Source organism: Colwellia sp. MB02u-14, assembly GCF_014076915.1.
Classification (GTDB): domain Bacteria; phylum Pseudomonadota; class Gammaproteobacteria; order Enterobacterales; family Alteromonadaceae; genus Colwellia_A.
Genome location: NZ_JACGUX010000071.1, coordinates 1 through 19,614, shown reverse-complemented (window position 1 = coordinate 19,614; position 19,614 = coordinate 1). Strand labels below are relative to the sequence as shown.

Annotated in this window: 11 protein-coding genes and 2 pseudogenes; 5 read left to right on the top strand and 8 right to left on the bottom strand. The window is 35.5% G+C overall.

Annotated features, from left to right (window positions below; genetic code table 11):
* Window positions 1-120: 120 nt before the first annotated feature.
* From H4J52_RS09190 to H4J52_RS09180, 3 genes are read left to right on the top strand one after another with little or no spacing between them, the layout of a single operon-like run.
* On the top strand, window positions 121-3,825 hold the full coding sequence (locus H4J52_RS09190; protein WP_182224562.1) for a hybrid sensor histidine kinase/response regulator: 3,705 nt from the start codon (window positions 121-123) through the stop codon (window positions 3,823-3,825).
* A 31-nt stretch (window positions 3,826-3,856) separates the two neighbouring features.
* Complete coding sequence (locus tag H4J52_RS09185) at window positions 3,857-4,492, top strand: LysE family translocator (protein WP_182181525.1); 636 nt, start codon at window positions 3,857-3,859, stop codon at window positions 4,490-4,492.
* A 24-nt stretch (window positions 4,493-4,516) separates the two neighbouring features.
* On the top strand, window positions 4,517-4,825 hold the full coding sequence (locus tag H4J52_RS09180; protein WP_310649676.1) for a DUF962 domain-containing protein: 309 nt from the start codon (window positions 4,517-4,519) through the stop codon (window positions 4,823-4,825).
* A 455-nt stretch (window positions 4,826-5,280) separates the two neighbouring features.
* Here the strand turns inward: H4J52_RS09180 and H4J52_RS09175 are convergent, their stop codons facing one another.
* The 3 genes and pseudogenes from H4J52_RS09175 to H4J52_RS20265 all read right to left on the bottom strand — a co-directional run.
* Entirely contained in the window at window positions 5,281-8,148 is a 2,868-nt protein-coding gene (locus H4J52_RS09175; RefSeq protein ID WP_182181524.1) for an ATP-binding protein, read from the bottom strand.
* A gap of 101 nt (window positions 8,149-8,249) precedes the next feature.
* On the bottom strand, window positions 8,250-8,399 hold the full coding sequence (locus tag H4J52_RS09170) for a hypothetical protein (RefSeq protein WP_182181523.1): 150 nt from the start codon (window positions 8,397-8,399) through the stop codon (window positions 8,250-8,252).
* Window positions 8,400-8,414: 15 nt separating this feature from the next.
* A pseudogene (locus H4J52_RS20265) lies at window positions 8,415-8,510 on the bottom strand (ion transporter); the annotation flags it as partial.
* A 935-nt stretch (window positions 8,511-9,445) separates the two neighbouring features.
* On the opposite strand from H4J52_RS20265, the gene H4J52_RS09165 reads away from it, so the two are divergent.
* A complete protein-coding gene (locus tag H4J52_RS09165; protein WP_182181522.1) occupies window positions 9,446-10,240 on the top strand; it encodes an ion transporter in 795 nt (264 codons plus the stop codon).
* Window positions 10,241-11,797: 1,557 nt separating this feature from the next.
* Here the strand turns inward: H4J52_RS09165 and H4J52_RS09160 are convergent.
* The 3 genes and pseudogenes from H4J52_RS09160 to H4J52_RS19985 all read right to left on the bottom strand — a co-directional run.
* On the bottom strand, window positions 11,798-12,469 hold the full coding sequence (locus H4J52_RS09160) for a hypothetical protein (RefSeq protein ID WP_182181521.1): 672 nt from the start codon (window positions 12,467-12,469) through the stop codon (window positions 11,798-11,800).
* A gap of 1,390 nt (window positions 12,470-13,859) precedes the next feature.
* Window positions 13,860-14,063, bottom strand: coding sequence for a hypothetical protein (locus tag H4J52_RS19990; RefSeq protein ID WP_259367846.1), 204 nt, complete (start codon window positions 14,061-14,063; stop codon window positions 13,860-13,862).
* 998 nt (window positions 14,064-15,061) lie between these two features.
* Window positions 15,062-15,366: pseudogene (locus tag H4J52_RS19985) on the bottom strand (ion transporter); the annotation flags it as partial.
* 211 nt (window positions 15,367-15,577) lie between these two features.
* On the opposite strand from H4J52_RS19985, the gene H4J52_RS09145 reads away from it, so the two are divergent.
* On the top strand, window positions 15,578-16,915 hold the full coding sequence (locus H4J52_RS09145) for a sodium-dependent transporter (protein ID WP_182224560.1): 1,338 nt from the start codon (window positions 15,578-15,580) through the stop codon (window positions 16,913-16,915).
* A gap of 81 nt (window positions 16,916-16,996) precedes the next feature.
* Here the strand turns inward: H4J52_RS09145 and H4J52_RS09140 are convergent, their stop codons facing one another.
* Both H4J52_RS09140 and H4J52_RS09135 read right to left on the bottom strand, forming a co-directional pair.
* Window positions 16,997-18,196: a GGDEF domain-containing protein gene (locus tag H4J52_RS09140; RefSeq protein ID WP_259366723.1), complete on the bottom strand. Its 1,200-nt coding sequence runs from the start codon at window positions 18,194-18,196 to the stop codon at window positions 16,997-16,999.
* 43 nt (window positions 18,197-18,239) lie between these two features.
* Window positions 18,240-19,614, bottom strand: a 1,375-nt coding sequence (locus tag H4J52_RS09135; RefSeq protein ID WP_310649982.1) for a DNA recombination protein RmuC, incomplete at its 5' end; no start/stop codon positions are given.

Sequence of the window (19,614 nt, the reverse complement as noted above, 5' to 3'; positions counted from 1 at the left end):
CCGTTAACGATTAACCTATAAATATGGGGATAACTTAAAAAAATTTAAGTCTTGATTATGAAAGACTTAAAATTGTGTCTATACTTTGTTAGACATAAATTAACAGCGCGGTAAAATAACTTGAGTCTCGTATCAAACAGTGAACATCGTCAAAATAATATTGTCATTATTCTTATACTATTAGCTGTTGCCATTGGTTTTACTGAGTTTTTAATCATGCAGTTTTTACCTTGGCTACAAGCCATATTTCCCTATTTACCAGAAGCACTGTTAGATTCGCTATTATTAAGCCTATCTATCACTCCTATCGTTTACTTACTCATTAGAAAACATATTGTTAATATTTCATCAGATGGCTCTAATATTCGCAAAAAACTGATAGTTTCTTCTGGTTTACCCCTTATTATTGCTATTGCATTGATGTTAAATATCGTCAATAAAAATCAAGATGACATAGCCATTTTAAACCATACCGAAAGCATCATTAAACTCGATATAAAGATTGCTCAACTGATCGATGCAACTAACCAAGAATTAGAGTTTAGCGCCCTTTTATTGAATGAATACTCTGCTACGCCAGAAAAAAAACAGTCAAATAATGAGCCACTAAGTCAACTAAAAGCCCTTCGCTTAACTGTTGATACGTTAATTCAGTCATTGAAAGAAGGGATCACCACTAAGCACATAGAGGTAGGTGAGTTTAATCAACAATATATAGCCCGCTTTAAAAGCGACTTACTAGATATCAGACATGCGATTGATGAACAGAATGTATCTTGGCTGCAAGTCATTAGTTATTATATTGATTGGAAAGATCAGTTTTTAAGTCGATTACAAACATTTTCAGACCAAATTAGCCATAAAGACATCGGGAGAATGCACAGTAATTTTATTACGTTATTAAAACTAAAATCTTTAAACCTACTGAGTAACTCTATTTGGCTTATCGCTTTTGAAAATGAAAAAAAAAATATTAACACGCTCGATATTCGGCCCCTTAAGCTCAGAATCCACCAGCAAAATAATCAGGAAAAACTCTACAATGATATATTTATTTCATCACTCTTTAAACGTGATGAAAAACATGTCATGCAATTACTTGATAACACCACAATAAAAGAAGCTTCCCGACTTCAAAACGTGTTATTCGAAAAAAACACCGAACAGCTTGTCGCTCAACTAAAAGCATCAATCGGTTATAATGGCCTTATTCACCAATTTAAGAATTATGTACTACGTGATAATGAAAAATACCGAGTCAATTATTTAACGCTATACCATGATGTAGAAAAAATTATAGACAACTTACGAGATATCAATCAGTACAATAAAAAAGCACTTTTCCACCTTGATGAATTTTCAGCGGTAATCAACCAGTATCAACAAAAACTCTCTAGTATTAGTCAATATAGAAAACAAGGTAAGTCTGTTTTTGAAATTGATCAGCTTGTTATGATAGACGACGCTCCCGCGAATAAAGCTTTAGAGTATTTACAAAACAGCTTATGGGAAACGGATCCGCAATATACTTTAGGTGTGCTTAAGGATAAAAGTGTAATTCTGCAGAATATTGAAAACTTCCTTAGTCAACAAATACAAAATAAGCTGAATAATTTACTGACAGAAAAGCAAAATGAGTCATATATTACCGCGGCCATCGCTCTGTTTCTCAGCCTCTTTGTTAGTGCTCTTTTACTCGTTACCAGCCGAAATATTAATGATTCATATCAAGAAAGGATCGCAGCACTTAAAAAAGCGGAAGAAGCCGCAAAACTAAAATCAGAGTTTTTAGCAAATATGAGCCATGAAATACGCACCCCCATGAACGGCGTATTAGGAATGCTCGGATTATTACTCAATAGTAATTTAGATGAAGAGCAAAAACACAGAGTTAATATCGCTAAATCAAGTGCAGACTCTTTGTTAACTTTAATTAATGATATTTTAGACTTTTCAAAAGTTGATGCTGGAAAACTAGAATTAGAACACTTAGACTTTAATTTAAGAAACTTATTTGGTTATTTTGCTGAATCGATGGCCTTACCTGCACAAGAAAAAGGGTTAGAAATAGTACTTGATTTAGCCGGTATAGAAGACTCGATGATCAAATCTGACCCGGGCAGAATTAGGCAAATACTGACGAACCTTTTAGGTAATGCTATAAAATTCACTCATTACGGCGAAATAGTGATTAAGGCGAAACTGATCACAGAAAATATGAATAATGACAAGAAATTAATCTTACAATGTAGTATTTCAGATACCGGCATTGGTATACCCGAAGAGAAAAAAATGTCTCTTTTTTCTGCATTTAATCAAGTAGATTCTTCAACGACTCGAAAATATGGCGGTACCGGTCTTGGACTAACCATTACAAAAAAACTGTGTAATTTAATGGATGGCGATATAAAAGTTGTTGATAAAAAGGGAGAAGGTAGTTGTTTTGAATTTACCTTATTAGTTGAAAAGAGTGACCGTTCAACACTTGTTATACCCACAGTCGATATTTCAACCCTGCACATTTTAATTGTTGATGATAATGAAACTAATCGAGATGCACTGCGCTCTCAATTACAACGGTGGGGCGCAAATATTAAGGAAGCGAGCAGTGGCGCAGAAGCATTAGCGCTATGTAAAGAAAGAGAAGAAGATAAGAATCTGCCATTTTTTGATATTGCTTTGCTTGATATGCAAATGCCTAATATGTCAGGTGAATCGTTAGCTAGAATATTTCAAGGTGAACCTGCCTTTAAAGCAATGAAGCTGGTCATGATGACATCTATGGGTAAAAGAGGTGATGCAAAATATTTTGCAGATATTGGCTTTAGTGCTTATTTTCCGAAACCGACAACAACATCAGATCTCTTTAAAACACTGTCTGTTGTTGCCCACGGTGGTGAAATTCTAAAACAAGCCTCTCCTTTGCTTACTCATCATTATTTAAACGCGATGAATACTGTAGAAACCAATAATACAAAAACACTAACCAGTAGCTGGCCTAAAAACACCAGGATATTGGTTGTTGAAGATAACCGTATAAACCAAATGGTTGCTTTGGGTGTTTTACAAGGATTGGGATTACTTGCTGATGCCGTAGCAAATGGCATAGAGGCGTTAACAAGCTTAAAAGAGGCATTAAAAAGCCATCCCTACTCGTTAGTTATTATGGATTGCCAAATGCCTGAGATGGATGGCTATGAAGCAACGCGACGTATACGTCTTGGTGAAGCAGGAGAAGAAAATAAATTAGTACCGATTATTGCAATGACCGCTAATGCAATGCAAGGTGATAAAGAAAAGTGCTTAATCGCTGGCATGCATGACTATCTAACCAAACCTATAGAGCCAAGCAACGTCAATAATAAATTGAAGTTATGGTTAGGTGTTAAAGCAGAGCAAACAACTATTTTAGATACCCATACATTAAATGCAGACCACTTAACGCTGAGCCTGGGCTCTAGAGAAAAGTCAGCAAGCGAAGATGACTCTCTTTGGCAGCAATCGGCACTATTAAGAAGGCTCGGAGGTAACCCTAAAAAAATGACACTATTAGTAAAATGTTACTTAGATGATTGTGAAGAGAAAATACTCGATTTAAAAAATGCCATCAAGGAAGAGCGCTGGCAGCAAATAAATTATAACCTGCACTCAATAAAAGGGGCTGTAGGTAATTTAGGGGGGTCTCAAGTACAAAGCTTAGTGAGTTCAATAGAAACGTTATCTAAAGAAGAAGATATAACGTTACTGAACAAAAGTATTCCTGAACTTTATCTGGCTTTAGATACTTTTAATTCATTACTTGCTAATCACCTAAAAGAACATTAAATTTTCATAAATAATATCAACGAGAAATATCATGGAACTCTTACAAGGTTTACTGTTAATTAGTTCAATTCACCTGTTAGCCGCTGCCTCGCCAGGTCCTGACTTTATTTTAGTTTCTCAGCAAACATTAAGCCAAGGGAAAAAAGCGGGCTTAATGTGCAGTATTGGTATTGCGTTGGGCTTATCTATACACATTATTTATTCTGCCTTAGGTTTAGCGGCAATTATTGCCAATTCATCAGCGACTTTATGGATCATTAAAATACTAGGTGGAAGTTACTTATTATATTTAGGAGTTCAGGGGATCCGTGCAAAAGCCTCGTCGACAACAGCCACAAAAGTTAAGTTACAAGCGACGGTTAAACGTTCATCTTTAAAAAACATTGGTGTTGGATTTTTATGTAATGCCTTAAACCCCAAAGCACCTATTTATTTCGTTGCACTTTTTACTGTCGTACTTTCTCCCAATTTACCCTTATTACATTTAGTTATTTATGGACTTTGGATGATGGCAATACAGCTTGCATGGTTCTCATCCGTAGTGATGTTGTTATCCCAACCCAAAATAAATGAGAAATTTCAGCGTTTAGGTCATTGGATAGACCGTATTTTAGGCGGTGCAATGATACTGATTGGTTTTAAAATATTGACCAGTAAAATTAATTAGTACTATAAAGTTGAGGCGTAAACAGTGACTATAAAAAAATATCAATCTTTTGCAGAATTTTACCCCTTCTATTTAAGCCAACACCAGAACCGAACATGCCGGCGGTTACATTTTATCGGTTCATCACTCATATTATTGCTCATCTTTTATTGTATTAATTATAGTCACTGGCAAGGTTTATGGTTCATTCCTTTTATTGGCTATGGGTTTGCTTGGCTTGGTCACTTTATATTCGAAAAAAACAAACCTGCAACATTTACCTATCCTATCTATAGCCTTGTAGGCGACTGGGTGATGTTTACGGATATATTGACCAGAAAAATTAAGTTTTAGTTAAGCGATTGAGTCTTCTTACTTATTAAAATCGTGCCTATAAATGTTTAGCCTTAGGTGTTTTTTGCATCTTATTTTTACGAGTGTTTCAATTTACATTTTCAATGCTTGGTTTACCTAAAAAATATGAGATTCTGCATTTGGTTATTACTTTATTAGTAGAGATTATTAGCGCGTTTGTAAATTTAATATCTTATCGTCGGGGTTATGAATACCGCAAAAATAATTACCAATAATATTAAATATTAGGGTTTTCGCATCAATAAGTGGCTCAGCAGAAACTTGCAGATGCCGTTTCGGTCTCTAGGTAAACAATCGCAGCGATTGAAAAAGGAAAATACTCTCTTCATTAGAAGTCGCTTTCAAAATTGCCAACCTATTTGAACAACCGATGAAGCAAGTGTTCTTTATGAAAGAAGAAAGCTAAGCCCCATAAAGCCAGGTGCTATAAATAACTACCAAAGCACTTGGTCTATTTCATTAAGTAAGCTTTGCGCTGCTTCACTAATGAGATGAGAAGAGCCCGCTTTAATATGCTTCTCTAATTTTATCGCACTGACTGAAACAAGTGAAAAACCAAACATTTGTGCGGCTCCAGCAATGCGATGCGCAAGCTCAGCAAGCTTTATTAATTCATTATTTTTAATATGGAGGATCAAGTCTTGCTGCTCTAGTACTAGGTTAGATTTAAATTCAATCACCAAATCAGACATGTCAACTGAAGCAATAGCCTTTACGGCTGTATTTTCATCAACATGTTCACCAAAGTATCTTGCAATGGTGGCAATAAATAATTTTCGTTCAATAGGCTTTTTTAAATGTCCGTCAAAGCCTAGTGCTAAATATTTGTCCACTTCATGGGACATCGCATTAGCTGTTAATGCAACAATAGGCTGAACGCAACCTTGCTGACGCAAGACTTTAAAAGCTTCAATGCCATCCATTTCTGGCATTTGAATATCCATAAGAATAAGCTTAGGCTTACTTTCCAAGTAAAGTTTGACTGCTTCTCGACCGTTACTCGCACACAAAACATCTAAACCTAATGATGTTAATAACCGAGCGATTAAACGTCTATTATCATCATGATCATCAGCAAGTAACACTTGTCCATCAAATTTAGTCTCATGGGTGACTGGCACTAAAGTAGTAGCAACAATTTTTGTTGGGGAAATATCCGATAATTGTATCGACTCAAGTTGTTTACAGGGTAAAACTAACGTAAATGTACTCCCTTTATTTAAGGTACTTGTTACTGATATTTTTCCTAACATTAATTTTGCTAATTGTTCAGACAAACATAAACCTAAGCCTGAACCGCCAAAGCGTCGGCTAATGCTACTATCACCCTGAGTAAAACTTGTGAATACTTCCTGTAACTGCGTTTCACTCATTCCAATACCCGTATCGCTGACAGCAATGGTGAGTGCCGCGTCTTTTATCGATACATTTAACGTAACAGATCCCTTGTGGGTAAACTTAATCGCATTTGAACATAAATTAATTAAAATTTGTTTTAAACGAAAGCCGTCAATGCTGAGGAGAAGGGAGCTAGGTAAGGTATGAATAATCTCAAAATGTAGCCCTTTAGCTTTTGCTGATTTGATAAACAGATTAGCCAGGTCATGTAAGATAATCTGCAAGTCTTGCTCGACTAATTCCAACTCTAACTTATTGGCTTCAACTTTACTTAAGTCCAAAATGTTATTAATAAGCTCTAATAAATGTAAACTATTTCCATGAATGATTTCGACTTCTTTATGTAAATATTTTTCATCCATATCACCATTAGTGATCGCCTCAGCTTGGCCGATAATTGAGGTTAAAGGAGTCCTGATTTCGTGGCTCATATTGGCTAAAAATTGGCTTTTAATCGCATTAGCCTTCACTAATTCACTGGTTAGTAGCTCTAATTCTTGTGTGCGATTTTTTACTCGCGCAGATAACTTTAATTTTGAGCGACGTTCAATATTACGATTCAAGATAAATAAAACGAGTACAATAATAAAAGTAGCAGCCGCTAAACTAAAATTACGTTTTTGATCAGCCTGCTCTATTTGTAATTGCTGAAGTTTTTCGTTTTGTTTGAGTTGACTATTTTCTTGTTTTAATTTCTCAGATTCAAAGTCTGCTAACTGAATATTAAGCTTATTATTCGCAATTTCTCTTGTTTTTTTGATATATTCTTGATGGGTTTTAAATGCGGCACTTTGTTTGTTTTGTGCGGAATAAATTAAAGCGAGTAACGCCATATTGTTAATCATTTGCTCTTCATGACCTATTTTATGAGCGAGTTGATCAGAAATAAGTATATTTACATAAGCTTTTTCGACATAACCTAATGAAAACTGCGCTTGGGCTAAACTGTGAAGCCCACCAGCATAAGCAATACTATTACCCGAATTTTTGCCCATACTCACGGCTTGAGTTGCATATTTCATGGCATTGATTGGCTGGTTCATTATATTATAAAGACCGGCAATGTTATGACTAAAGGCTGATAAGTAATATTGATTATTTGAATGTTCGAAATATTCAATCGCTTGTAAAAGTAATTCCAGACCTTTTTGATACTCTCCAGAATACTTATATGCCGTGCCTAATTCCCCTCTAGCTTTCGCTAACGTGAGTTTGTCATCGACATCGGCTAGTTTTTCAATAACATCTACATACAGCTCTGCCGCGGCATCGTATCGCTTTATACGCAAATACATACCCGCAATATTATAACGAATATCAATTTGATCTGCTTTGCTACCGAAGGTTTGATAAATAGTTTCAGCTGCTTGAAAATTTTCTAAAGTGCTACTTATATTGCCCATATCAATATAAGCCAAACCAATATTATTATATAAATTAGCGAGTATTAAGGGCTTGCCTGAATTTAAATAGAAGGCTAATGAGGCTTTTGAAGCTTCAACTGACTGCGGTAACTCCCCCTTTAAATAATGATAAATACCCATACTTTTATTAGCGTCTGCTTCAATTTTTTTAAAGTTATTTTTAGCCGCGATTAATCGCACATGTTTAGCAGCGGCTAATGCAAGTCTAAGTTCACTTAGTTGATAATAATGACTTTCTTGTATTTTTAAAATGGCGATAGTTTGCAGGGGAGTTAAGTCAGCGCGATTTAATAGTGAGATTGAATAGTCAACCGCTGCCTGTTTGTCTTCTATAGTACTAAGAGTTTCAATTTTTTGTGATATGTTTTTATCGCTACTGAGCACCTCACGCTTATCAACTGCGTAAGTTACAGACGAAAAGAATAACGTTTGAACGATAAAAACGACAAAAAAATAAACAATTCGCTTAAAAGCAATCATTAAGAACAACCAAAACACTTGAATTAAATATGATTTTTACTTTTATAACATCTTATTTCATTAAATCCCACAAGTGTTATTTAAACTTTAAATAATTAACGCTAGTGGCTGAGTTTTTCTTTCAATAAAACTTTAATTTCTACTAACTCATTTTCAACGTTTTCAATTTCGGCGCGATTAGCGCGTTTTCCACCATCCCCCATTTCACTATGTTGCTCTGCTCTATAGTTTTCGTTTTCTTGTCCTATCACTTCTAAGAGAGTTCACACCATCATGTCCAAAAATATAAACGCAGTTAAAAAGATAAAGGTCAAATAATAAACCCAGTGAAGAAGATAAACCGCCATCGTTTCGTACATTACATATCCATTACCTCACTATAAAATGTTGACATGAGTGAGTGGCGAGATCTATTAACAATAGACTCATACAAAAAAGTGCTCACAATAATCCTTTGTAAACATATGATTTTTGACAAAGTTATATTATATAAAATAATAATAGCCACAAAATACTTTTGTTAACAAAATATAGTTAACGTCTGCATTTATTCCTAGCCTCAAGCCACTTGCGGGAAGTCTTTTTCTCACTCTATCTAAATCAAGGGAGCCACCTTTAAGTGAAAAAAGTTGTGCTCGATAATTAAGATTCTTAATAGAGGTTTCACTAGAGTTTGTTATCTTAGAATCTGACATCGATAGTATATGAATCAATTTTGAATCACCATTAACAACAAAATTAGCATCATATATCGCAAAAATCAGTTGTCGATTTTTTTGACTCTCTTTACCAACTTAACAAGATATTTAGCCAGTAAGTTGCTATTCAAGTGCACTGAAGGTTCATCGATAATTATTATAGTGTTCCCTAATATTATCAATGCAAGAATGGTGGCAGCTCTGATCAAAAGAAGTATTTTGAATGGATTTTCCATCGTAAAAGACATTTATCTTTCTATAATGTTTAAGAGTAAAGAGCGCTAACTCAATGTCGATTAATAATGTTTAAAAGTTGCTTTCTCATTCAAAGGAAGTTCTCAGCGTAGAAGTTGTTACTCCATTACCTACAACCTTTTTCAATAAAGCCTCCCATGATTGGATTGCAGTAAAGTAAAAACCTTCAAATGCTATAGCAACATTATGACTCATGAAATTGTAACCTTGGGTATTATTGTTTATTTCTTGGCAAATGTGTTTAGACTTTCTTAAAAATAATTATAAGGTAATAATACGCTAATTGCGTATAATCCCCACCCAATATTTAAGAGCACTCGATAGAGACGTTAACAGAATAAACTATGTATAAATCCCTAAAAATGAAGTTGAATACACTCAAAAACAACAAGATTTTTGAGCTTGTCGTTGTCTCCGTTATTATTCTTTCCGCACTAGAAATAGGTGCAAAAACATTTCAATTAACAGATAGTGCAGTTTCGCTTGCTGAAATATTAGACGTTTTTATAACCATATTCTTTCTTTTCGAGTTAACTGTTCGCTTTATTGGAGATGATGATAAACGTTCATTCTTGAAAAAAGGTTGGAATGTCTTTGATACTCTTGTCGTAATGATAAGTCTTATACCCATAGATAATAGTGAAATGGCTCTTCTTGCTCGCCTTGTCCGTATATTTCGTGTACTAAGAATGATATCTGTTGTACCAGAGTTGCGAATTCTCATTAACTCTCTCATAAAAGCCTTGCCACAATTAGGTTATGTAGTTCTATTGATGTTTATAATTTTCTATATATATGCGGCATTTGGCAGCTTCATGTTTAGTCAGATCAATCCAAAACTCTGGGGTGATATAGCAATATCAATGTTAACACTATTTAGAGTTATGACATTCGAGGATTGGACTGACATTCAATACGAAACAATGGAAGTCTATCCTTATAGTTGGATATTTTATCTAACATTTATCTTCTTTACCGCCTTTGCATTCTTAAATATGGTGATTGGTATTGTTGTTAATGTCATGGAAGAAGAACACCAAGCAGCCAGAGATGAAAAAGCTGAAAAACAACCTACTCTTATTGAACTGCAACAAGAATTGAAAGAAATAAAAGCCTTGCTTATTGCACAAAAAAAGTAATAAAAAATTGCTTCTAAGCGGCTATTCATACAACTGTTTTGAATTGTTTGAACAAAAATCAAGCATAGAAAAAAGGTCCAGCAGAGTGTGAGGTTTAGGGTTTGCTACATAACTGACTGAGGTCATTATAGCTTTTTTTTGCTAAGGCCGAAGAACAAATTTATTTAGCTTAAAGGCGTCAATACAGGCCTTATTCTCTACTTCATTAAAGACCTAACCCTCTGTGTGTAGAGACACTAGTCGCTTAACAACTAGGTTTTACATTATTATATAGGTAAGTGTAAATTAATAAATGCCTGATGTAGGGTAGATGATGAAGTTTCTTTTATCACCCCCTCCAGCTAATTTTTTGGTTACTAAATTTTTATCAACCAATAGCTCCTTCAACCCCTTAGCTATTTTCTTATGCATTGCTACGTATTCCTATTCTTTCCTACTTTTTTAAGGCATTGAGTGATCGCCGCAGTAAAACGCCGTGGATCGTTTTATTGTATATCAAAGCAACCCATTGCGATTATGTCGTTATCTTCAAATGTGATGCCGAAGGTGCTTAATGCATAGTGGGTTTGGATTGATCATGCTCACAGGGTTGGTGTCGTATTTAATTCCGCCTTTATTTCCTTTGTTAAGTTTGTAAATTCTATTTTGGATTGGGACCGGGGTCTTCTTTTCGGTAAAATGTTGAATATTTTACATAAGAGAATTTATCGTAACCAGAGATCAAACTTTCAGCAGACGCTTACCACATAACTTTGATCGTAAGTAATTTCTCAATATCCTTATACTTTAGGGTATTGTAGATATCGCTATTAAAAGCCCTCCACATCTTGTCGTCTAATGAATATCCAACGTCTAAAAATGAGACTTCTTAGCGAGAAAAGACATAAAATCCACAAGATTTTTAGACGATATCTATTCTGCTGTATCAACAACATATTTATAAGATAACGTCCACAAAAGCTTTCTAGACGTTCAACTGTTGCATTCCCTTTTAGCCCTATACTTTTTCTACACATGGCTCTGGTGAAAAAGTGTTAGGGGTTTTATGGTATAAAAGTCAATCTTGCTAGTGACGATGTGAGTGATGGAATCGACTAACTACTCTACTAAAATGGATAGATTTGTCACTTTTTTATAATTATGAAATGTTTTTGTTATGCGAACAGTTGTTTCTATTTCATAAACTGTATTCATTCAATTTTTTTCAGTTTTTCATAAACGCTAATAAGCTCTGAGAAGCACCCTATTTTACTTTTTTAAATGCTAGCTTAGCCTTGAGTTCAACTATTTTTTACACTAGGGCCAGTACTCTCGATTGACCCCTCGCTGCCTTTTTACGATCACGGTCAAGTGGTTGTGGTTTTTTTCTGTTTTGCTACTAACAGTCAGTTTATGTAATATTTTTTGATCACGCTGACTTTGTTCAATTTTACTGAGAGCCTCTTTATTTATGAAGAGAGAGTAAAAGCAAACGGCTCCCAAAAGAGCCGTTGTACTTGATGTACTATATTACCCGTTGGTTACGATGGGTACTTGCAGGGATGGATGACAAGCCAATTAAGATTGTCTTCTGTATCGAGTAAATGACAAGCCAGCTAAGCCCATTGATAACAAAATAATTGTTCCTGGTGAGGGTACATTAACGATTGGCTTCGTGATCTCATTTGATATGCCGTAAAGACTCCATGGATATAATTGATGAAACCTATAAGTTGAGCTCCAAACGTGATGATCCTCACCAGAATCGCCACTCATTGGGTATAGTGAACCAAGTTCGTAATCAGACATAAAAGCACCAATGCTGTTAATGCCCGTCCAAACGTATGTACCTCGTCCTCGAATCGCTGCCTCGTTGTAAATAATCGGGTTCATTAAAGTACCGTTCCATAAATCCTGACCCGATGTCGCAATTATGTCTCCAAAAGTGCTAAATATCGTAACAGCTCTATTATCCAAACTACTAATGCCGGTGTTTACCTGTGCGTTTATAGTCGATGTACTCGCTAACGCTGCCCACTCTAAACCTAAGGTACTCGTGACCGAGCCATTTCGAGCTACATTACTCACAAAATTGTTGTAAACGTTGATGTCGGTCGAAGTGGCAGTTCGACCGGTGCTCGTAACAAACACCACCCTGTAATTGTCACCCTCATTTAGGTTCGCTATTGCCTCTATTAGTGTGGCCGATGCTGTGCCAGAAACACTCAGTACACCGAAGATTATGAACATTGCGTATCTGAAAGTTGTTAAAACCCTTTTTAAAAATTTAAATGTCATGCGTTATTCCTTTTACCCACTCCCAAAATTGAAAATGGTAACTCAAAAGTTAAATATCACCTTTTGAATGGTCTTATACAATAATTGAGCCAAATAGTTATATACAATAATATCAGTAAGTTAAAAAAACTATTTTCTTAACTTATAAAAAATGACATTAATATTTTTAAATTTAGCTATTAATCACTTAAATATCAGTGTTGTACAACACTGAAGCATGAAAATAGCCATCGACATTGAAGGAGATAATGTAAGTAAAGCGTTACATAAGACTGAATCCACTTTGACGTACAAAAACATCATTGCAACCCTGCAAGGCTTGCATTGTGGTGCTTACAAGCCTATTGGGCAAAGGCCTTGACAGTGATGGCGATATATTTGACTTTGCTATTACCAAGGGCAAATCATTTTAAAAAGCCAAGTTCACTCTGTGCTAGGTGTAAAAAATCCTGACACTGCACCCTATCCCTCCGAACAAGTTAATAAGTGAAGGAAAGTCGATGTTACTTATCAATTTTCTTCTGCGTCTTCGCCCCTGAGAGAGAAACAAGCCTACTGAGTCTACTGTTTATATAGCGTTGGCGCATGGACAAGAATAGATGACCAACCCAGTGGCCTCTATAAGTCAGGACCGGTGACTAAAAGACTAAAATGCTTGAATATTCTCATACTCGCCATGGCGGCAATAACGACAATATAAATCGCTACCCAGTATCTAAAAAATTTATAAATTATGCGATAACCCTGACTCCCTACTTTGTGAGTAGTGCAGACCATCGAACGAGCTTTATTTGTTGTTTCCCTTTACGTTCGACTAACTCAGTCAACGTTTTGCTGTGAACGATCGCAAAGAGCGCAATGAGCGAAGCAATGTCATTAACTTAAGAAATTAACACATACGTTTATAACTCATAGGAGACTTGTTTGACGTGAACCTGACAACATTATCTTTAAACTGATTTATCACAAAGGTGAAATTTATTTTATATTCATAGACTCTATTATTTTTAGGATCCTTTATTGTTTGCATCATGGATCGCTCAAGCGGCAGATTTTTAGTCAATAGTTTAGCGTGTAAGTCTTGTAAAACACCTTCGACACAAACACTTGAATAATTCTCAATATTGAGACGATTTTACAATACGTTATAATCCTCTTTAACTCCCCAGTGTTGATGATATAAATCAGCCAAAATAGAAGTAGGATAAGCTTTCAAATCTGTTAATGATGCAACTAAAATCTCTGATTCACCAGATGGTAGGTCAACTAGCACTAATCTTAAATGTAGTGTTCCAATCGATATTTTATCTTTTCTCCATCAACGAAGAGACTTCTCAATACATCAAAAATTAACGATATCAGTATATTTCCCACTTTCTAAGAAAGCTTTAACAATGCGCATGCAGAAATCAACATTCTTTAGCCCATGATATTTATAAAACCAAACGGCAGGATAACCTCTGTCATAAACGGCTAAATCGCCTATTTGGGTTTTATTTAAATGCTTTAGCGCCATTTCACGCTCTTTTATTGAATAGCTTTTCACCAGTAAATCTATCGTAAGATTATTTTTAACATCATAAAATTATGAAAAAAAACGGCAGGCATACCAGCATATGAGTGAGCTTCACCAAAATGCTAAGTAATTCGTTAGATATAGGTCATTTGCGTTGTTTACTTAGCCGAGTAAGCGTGGCGTCTATTAATGCGGGGGGTAATAGCTCATTTAGTATTGATGACCCTCGCTACGCGTAGAATATGGTTGATTTATTACCCCCCTTTAAATGACGTAATTGGTCCCTAAATACGTTTGACTTCAACACTGCCTTAATAACCGATTTTGGGGGCTATACGGTTGTAATTCAAATAGCTCGAACGACTGTTTCTCAGCAAAGCGGTAATAGGTATAAAAATCCTGTAACTTAAAAAATTAGCTTTTTGAATGTGCACTTGTCAGACCAAAGTTTATGCTTATTGTCGCTAAACATAAAAGATAAAGTGCTCAGTCTGCTTAATATCCCATAGCAGACTATAAAAAAACTGACACTATCAAATAAGGAGTTCCACTGAGCGCATGCAAAAAACATTACACCGTCATTTCATGATATGTTTCGAATAATGATGAAGGTTCACTTATACCCGTTGAAGTCAGGTTCCAACTTTATTTGAAGTGTTTGGATCCTTTTTTAATAAATAAGACTTACTGCCACATTTATTTCTATTTTTATTCACAAAGGTCCATTTTTTCTCAACGGCATTAAGTAGGCTTGCATAGAATTTTGCTTTGATCTTTATTTTACTTCTACAGCATTTTTGCAGAAGAAAATAGTAAACATTCTCTCCACATAACTACATCTATAAATTGAAAATTTTTATTCTTTTGTCACAAAACAAATAAGCGACCACTCAAAATCGAAAGTCACTTAACAATGCGTTTACACCTCAAAAAACTGATAACGCCATGAAATACATTGATATTTCAGAGTCATAAAATACAATGATATTTATAAGTGTTATCAACAAAAAATACTAAAAAGAACAAGGGAGATAATCTGTCCAATCTTCAAACATCGCGAAACGAAACAATGTCAGCATGGAGATTGAAACATCCCCCAAAGCTCTTTATTAATAGTATTAAAAACCATACTGCCTAATGCAACATAAAGATAATAAATAACAAACATGAGCTACGCAAAAGATCCCATGCGTGTGATAGCGCTTAGGAGAGAGTTAATCAGCAAGCCTAACTCTGTTAACAGAGAAACTAAACGTAAAACCCTACATACTTTTAATAAACGTGCTAATAATACCCCTGAGCTGCCATTAGGTATTAAACTACCAATGACAATTCGAGCATTTTTAGAAAAACTTATCATTACAAATAATTTAACTTCAACATATATCGGGATGATATTGTTGAAAGCAAATTTATTAGGTTATTAGTTGTGCGGTTTACACAGTTTATATTTTCTTAAAAACAATTTTTTAAAAAATCGTTGCTATATGATCTGAACTCGGTAAGCTCTTGTGCAAATAAAAACAATATGCATTCAATAATATATGACACACACTAGAGATTCCTTTCATTCCCGTATCGGTTTTGTATTAGCCGCCGCAGGCTCAGCAATTGGTTTAGGGAATATTTGGGGATTCCCTACACAGGCAGCTAATAATGGGGGCGGTGCATTTTTGTTTGTCTATTTGTTAGTCACCCTACTTCTCGCACTTCCTGCATTGTACGCAGAAATATATATTGGCAACCAAGCACAAAAAAATCCGGTTGCCGCTTTAAAAGACGCTTGCCAAAACAGCCTGCCAAATGTAGGGAAATACGCAGGGATAATCGGTTTATGCGGCGCGATTATGATGCTCAGCTTTTACACTATCGTTGCGGGATGGATGTTAGCGCATGCACTTTCTGCATTTACAGAACTCTTAGGCTTAAGCAGTATCTCGCAATGGTTAGCGACATCAAGTACCGAGCGTAATTTATTATTCACTCCACTTTTTATTTTACTCGGTGCAGCTATTATTCATCAGGGTGTTAATGCAGGTATCGAAAAGTGGTCAGCACGTTTAATGCCTTTATTATTAGTGATGCTTATTGGCTTAATTATTTATATTTTACGTCAACCTGGGGCTGAGAAAGGTTTAGCGCTATATTTAATTCCTGATTTTTCACAAGTCACCAACCCCAAACTCATTATATCAGCCATGGGACAGGCCTTCTTTTCATTGTCTATTGGCGTAGGCGGCATGATGGTTTATGGCTCGTATATGCAAAAAGGTAAAGATATAGGTAAATTAGCACTGTCAATCACCGCACTAGATACCTTTATCGCTTTTATGGCGGGTCTTTTAATTATTCCTGCGCTTTTTGTTGCTCAAGAAGCAGGTGTTAAAGTTTTTAGTAATAATGAATTAATTGGAGAGGGGCAGTTAATTTTCAAAATTTTGCCTGAATTATTTAATTCTATGGGTGATGTTGGCTTGATTGTTTCAAGTTGTTTTTTCTTATTATTGTCAATTGCCGCATTAACATCAACCATATCCTCAACGGAAGTCCCCGTCTCTTATTTAATGGAAGATAAAAGCTTTACTCGTTCAAAAGCGACTTGGTTAGTCTCATTCGTTGTGCTTTGTGCCAGCATGTTGTTAATTGCTTTTTTCGATGAATTGTTTGGCTTAGTTATTCGGTTATTAACGACTATTTTACAACCATTAAGTTGTTTATTTTACTTTATCGTTGTTGGTTGGTTATGGAATCGTGGTAATAAGCTGCGTGATAAGTCGTTACAAGAAGGAAGGAAGTGGTTGCCAATTTGGGGAAATTACCTCCGTTTTGTTTGCCCTTTGTTACTAACCGTTGTGTTTGTTAATGTGGCAATTTTAAATTAAGACTGTTATTAACATAATACTAATATTGGCTTTCGTCATACTACGTTTCTGTGTGTATGACCAAAGCCAATGCACCTCACCTTAATAGCTCACGTTATTCCGACCTTTCTTCTTCGCTTTATATAACGCTTGATCTGAGCATTTTAACGCTTGATCAAAGCTTTGCTTGTTCTCTCTAGCCGCCACACCTATTGATATAGTGACATTCACCGTTTTAAAATCACTCTGCTTGTTGCCTTTTTTTACCTTTCGCGCTTGCTTTGTTTTACGCTGAGGGTGTCGAATAACAATTTTATATTTTTCAATAGCTTCACGGACAGCTTCTAATTCAGGCAATGCTTGGTCAATATTTTTACGGGGGAATACTACCGTAAACTCTTCTCCCCCATAACGAAACGCTTTACCTCCCCCTTTAACACCGCCAATTTTTTTCGCGACTAATTTTAATACTTGGTCGCCTATATCATGGCCATAAGTGTCATTAAATTTCTTAAAGTGATCAATATCTAACATGGCGACAGTATACTTTCGCCCAAGTGACAGCGCTAATTGGTTTAGTGCGCGCCGTGATGGTAGTCCGGTTAAATCATCGCGATAAGCAAGGAAATAAGCATCGATAGTAATCACTAACACATAGTACAAGCTGAGTAATATCAGCATTAACATTATTGGTAGCGGGGTTAATTGGTATTGATTACAAAGCCAAAAAAGCAAGGAAATACAAATAGCTGAGGTCACTAAATCTGCTTTAATCATTGCCCGCAGAACAATCACTACACTGCACACAAGAAGAGGTAATTCTAAACGGATCGTTTTTTTAAGCAGTTCGGTATTAGCAAAGCCTTCAATAAAAGCGATAACTGATCCGCTAATCTCCAGCCAAAACAATGCAACCACGCCTGCTAAAAAAATAGAGAACAAGCGATAAACACCATGAATTGAAATCACACCACGGTCTTTTGTTAATGAAAAGAGCAGTAAAGTAAAACAGCCAAATATTGTTAGCCAATCATTTTGTTTTGCTAACCAATTCGCCCAAGGGGGAGAAAAAGTGATACTGCCATAGTAAAGCAACCACAATAACGATAAATAAGCTAAACGGCTTCGATTAAAATAACTCGCAAAAACAGTAACCACTACCAGTAATACAATCAGCAAGGGGGCGATAATAGCGATTTGCTTTAGCCAAAATACTTGGCTTTGCACCACCAAAAAATAAACGAAAGTAAAAGTGACAACACTAAAAAACAATGTTTTTAGCGTCTTAATTCTTTGATACAACGTTAGCTCCTTAAATTAGATGATATTTGAGCAATTAAATAATTTACGCAACAGGTAATGCTTCATTGTTTTCTTTTTGATTTTCAATTTCACTTGGCACAGCATCGTCTTCTTTTTTCAACTCAACTTGTTCAATTTTGTCAAAGCGTGATGATATTTTATCCGCCGAAGTATGAATTTTTTTAACATCAGTCGCAGCTTGATCAATATGTTTTGCCAAATTCGCAAATCGAGATTTAAAACGGCCAAAGTCTTGAGATAAATGTGACAAATGTGCTTGAATAACATGAACTTGCTTTCGAGTAGCCTCGTCTTTTAGCACAGATCTTGAGGTTGTTAATATCGCCATTAATGTCGTAGGAGACGCCAACCAAACACGTTTTTTATTCGCGTAGTCAACAAGATCACCTTGATGGGCGTGAATTTCAGCAAAGATAGCTTCTGCAGGAATAAACATGATTGCGCCATCAGCCGTTTCTTTTTCAATTAAGTACTTATCACTAATGTCATTAATGTGTTTTTTTATGTCAACTTTAAACTGGCGTTCAGCAGCTTTTCGGTCATGATCGCCCAGTTGGTTATCTAACATTTTTTTATAATTCTCTAACGGGAACTTAGAATCGATGACGACATTACCCGTTGGCTCAGGTAAAAATAAAATACAATCAGCTATTTTTCCGTTTGACAACGTATGCTGTAAGGAAAAATTTTGCTCTGGAATAACATTACGAATGAGACTATTTAGCTGCACTTCACCAAAAGCACCACGCGAACGTTTATCACTTAATACTTCTTGTAAGCTCACTACGTTGGATGAAAGTTCGGTAATTTTCTTTTGCGCGTCGTCAATCAATGCTAAACGCTGTAATATGTCATTAAAGGTTTTTGTTGTTTTATCAAAACCTTCCGCCAATCGTTTTTCAACTTGTCCACTAATTTCTTTCAGACGATTGTCTGTTGACACCGTTAATTCATCAATGCGTTTAGCCATTTGCTCACTCGATGCCTGCAATGACTTCGTTAAGTCTTCTCGGCTTACTTGAGTCACTCTATTTAGATGCTCTACAAGTTGATCAACCGATTTTAGTTGGTTTTGATTAAAAACCACTTGGTGTTCATGTAGCGCTTTATTTAACTTCTCACTACTCGCATGCAAACTCGATGTTTGTTTTTCACCCTGCTCTGCATGCTGGTACAAGAGTTTAATTTTAAAATCAGATATTTGTTGTTCAAAATAAGTTTTTAGCTCGGCTTGCTGATTTGCTAGCTGTTGGTGATTAAAACTTAATTGTTGTTGTTGTTGTTGTTGATAGTTCTTTGAAACTTCACTATCGACCGATAATTTTTCAAATAAGAGTTGGGATTTTTCATTTTGAGCGGTCAGTCGCAATGACATTTTTTTTATTTTAAAAAATAAG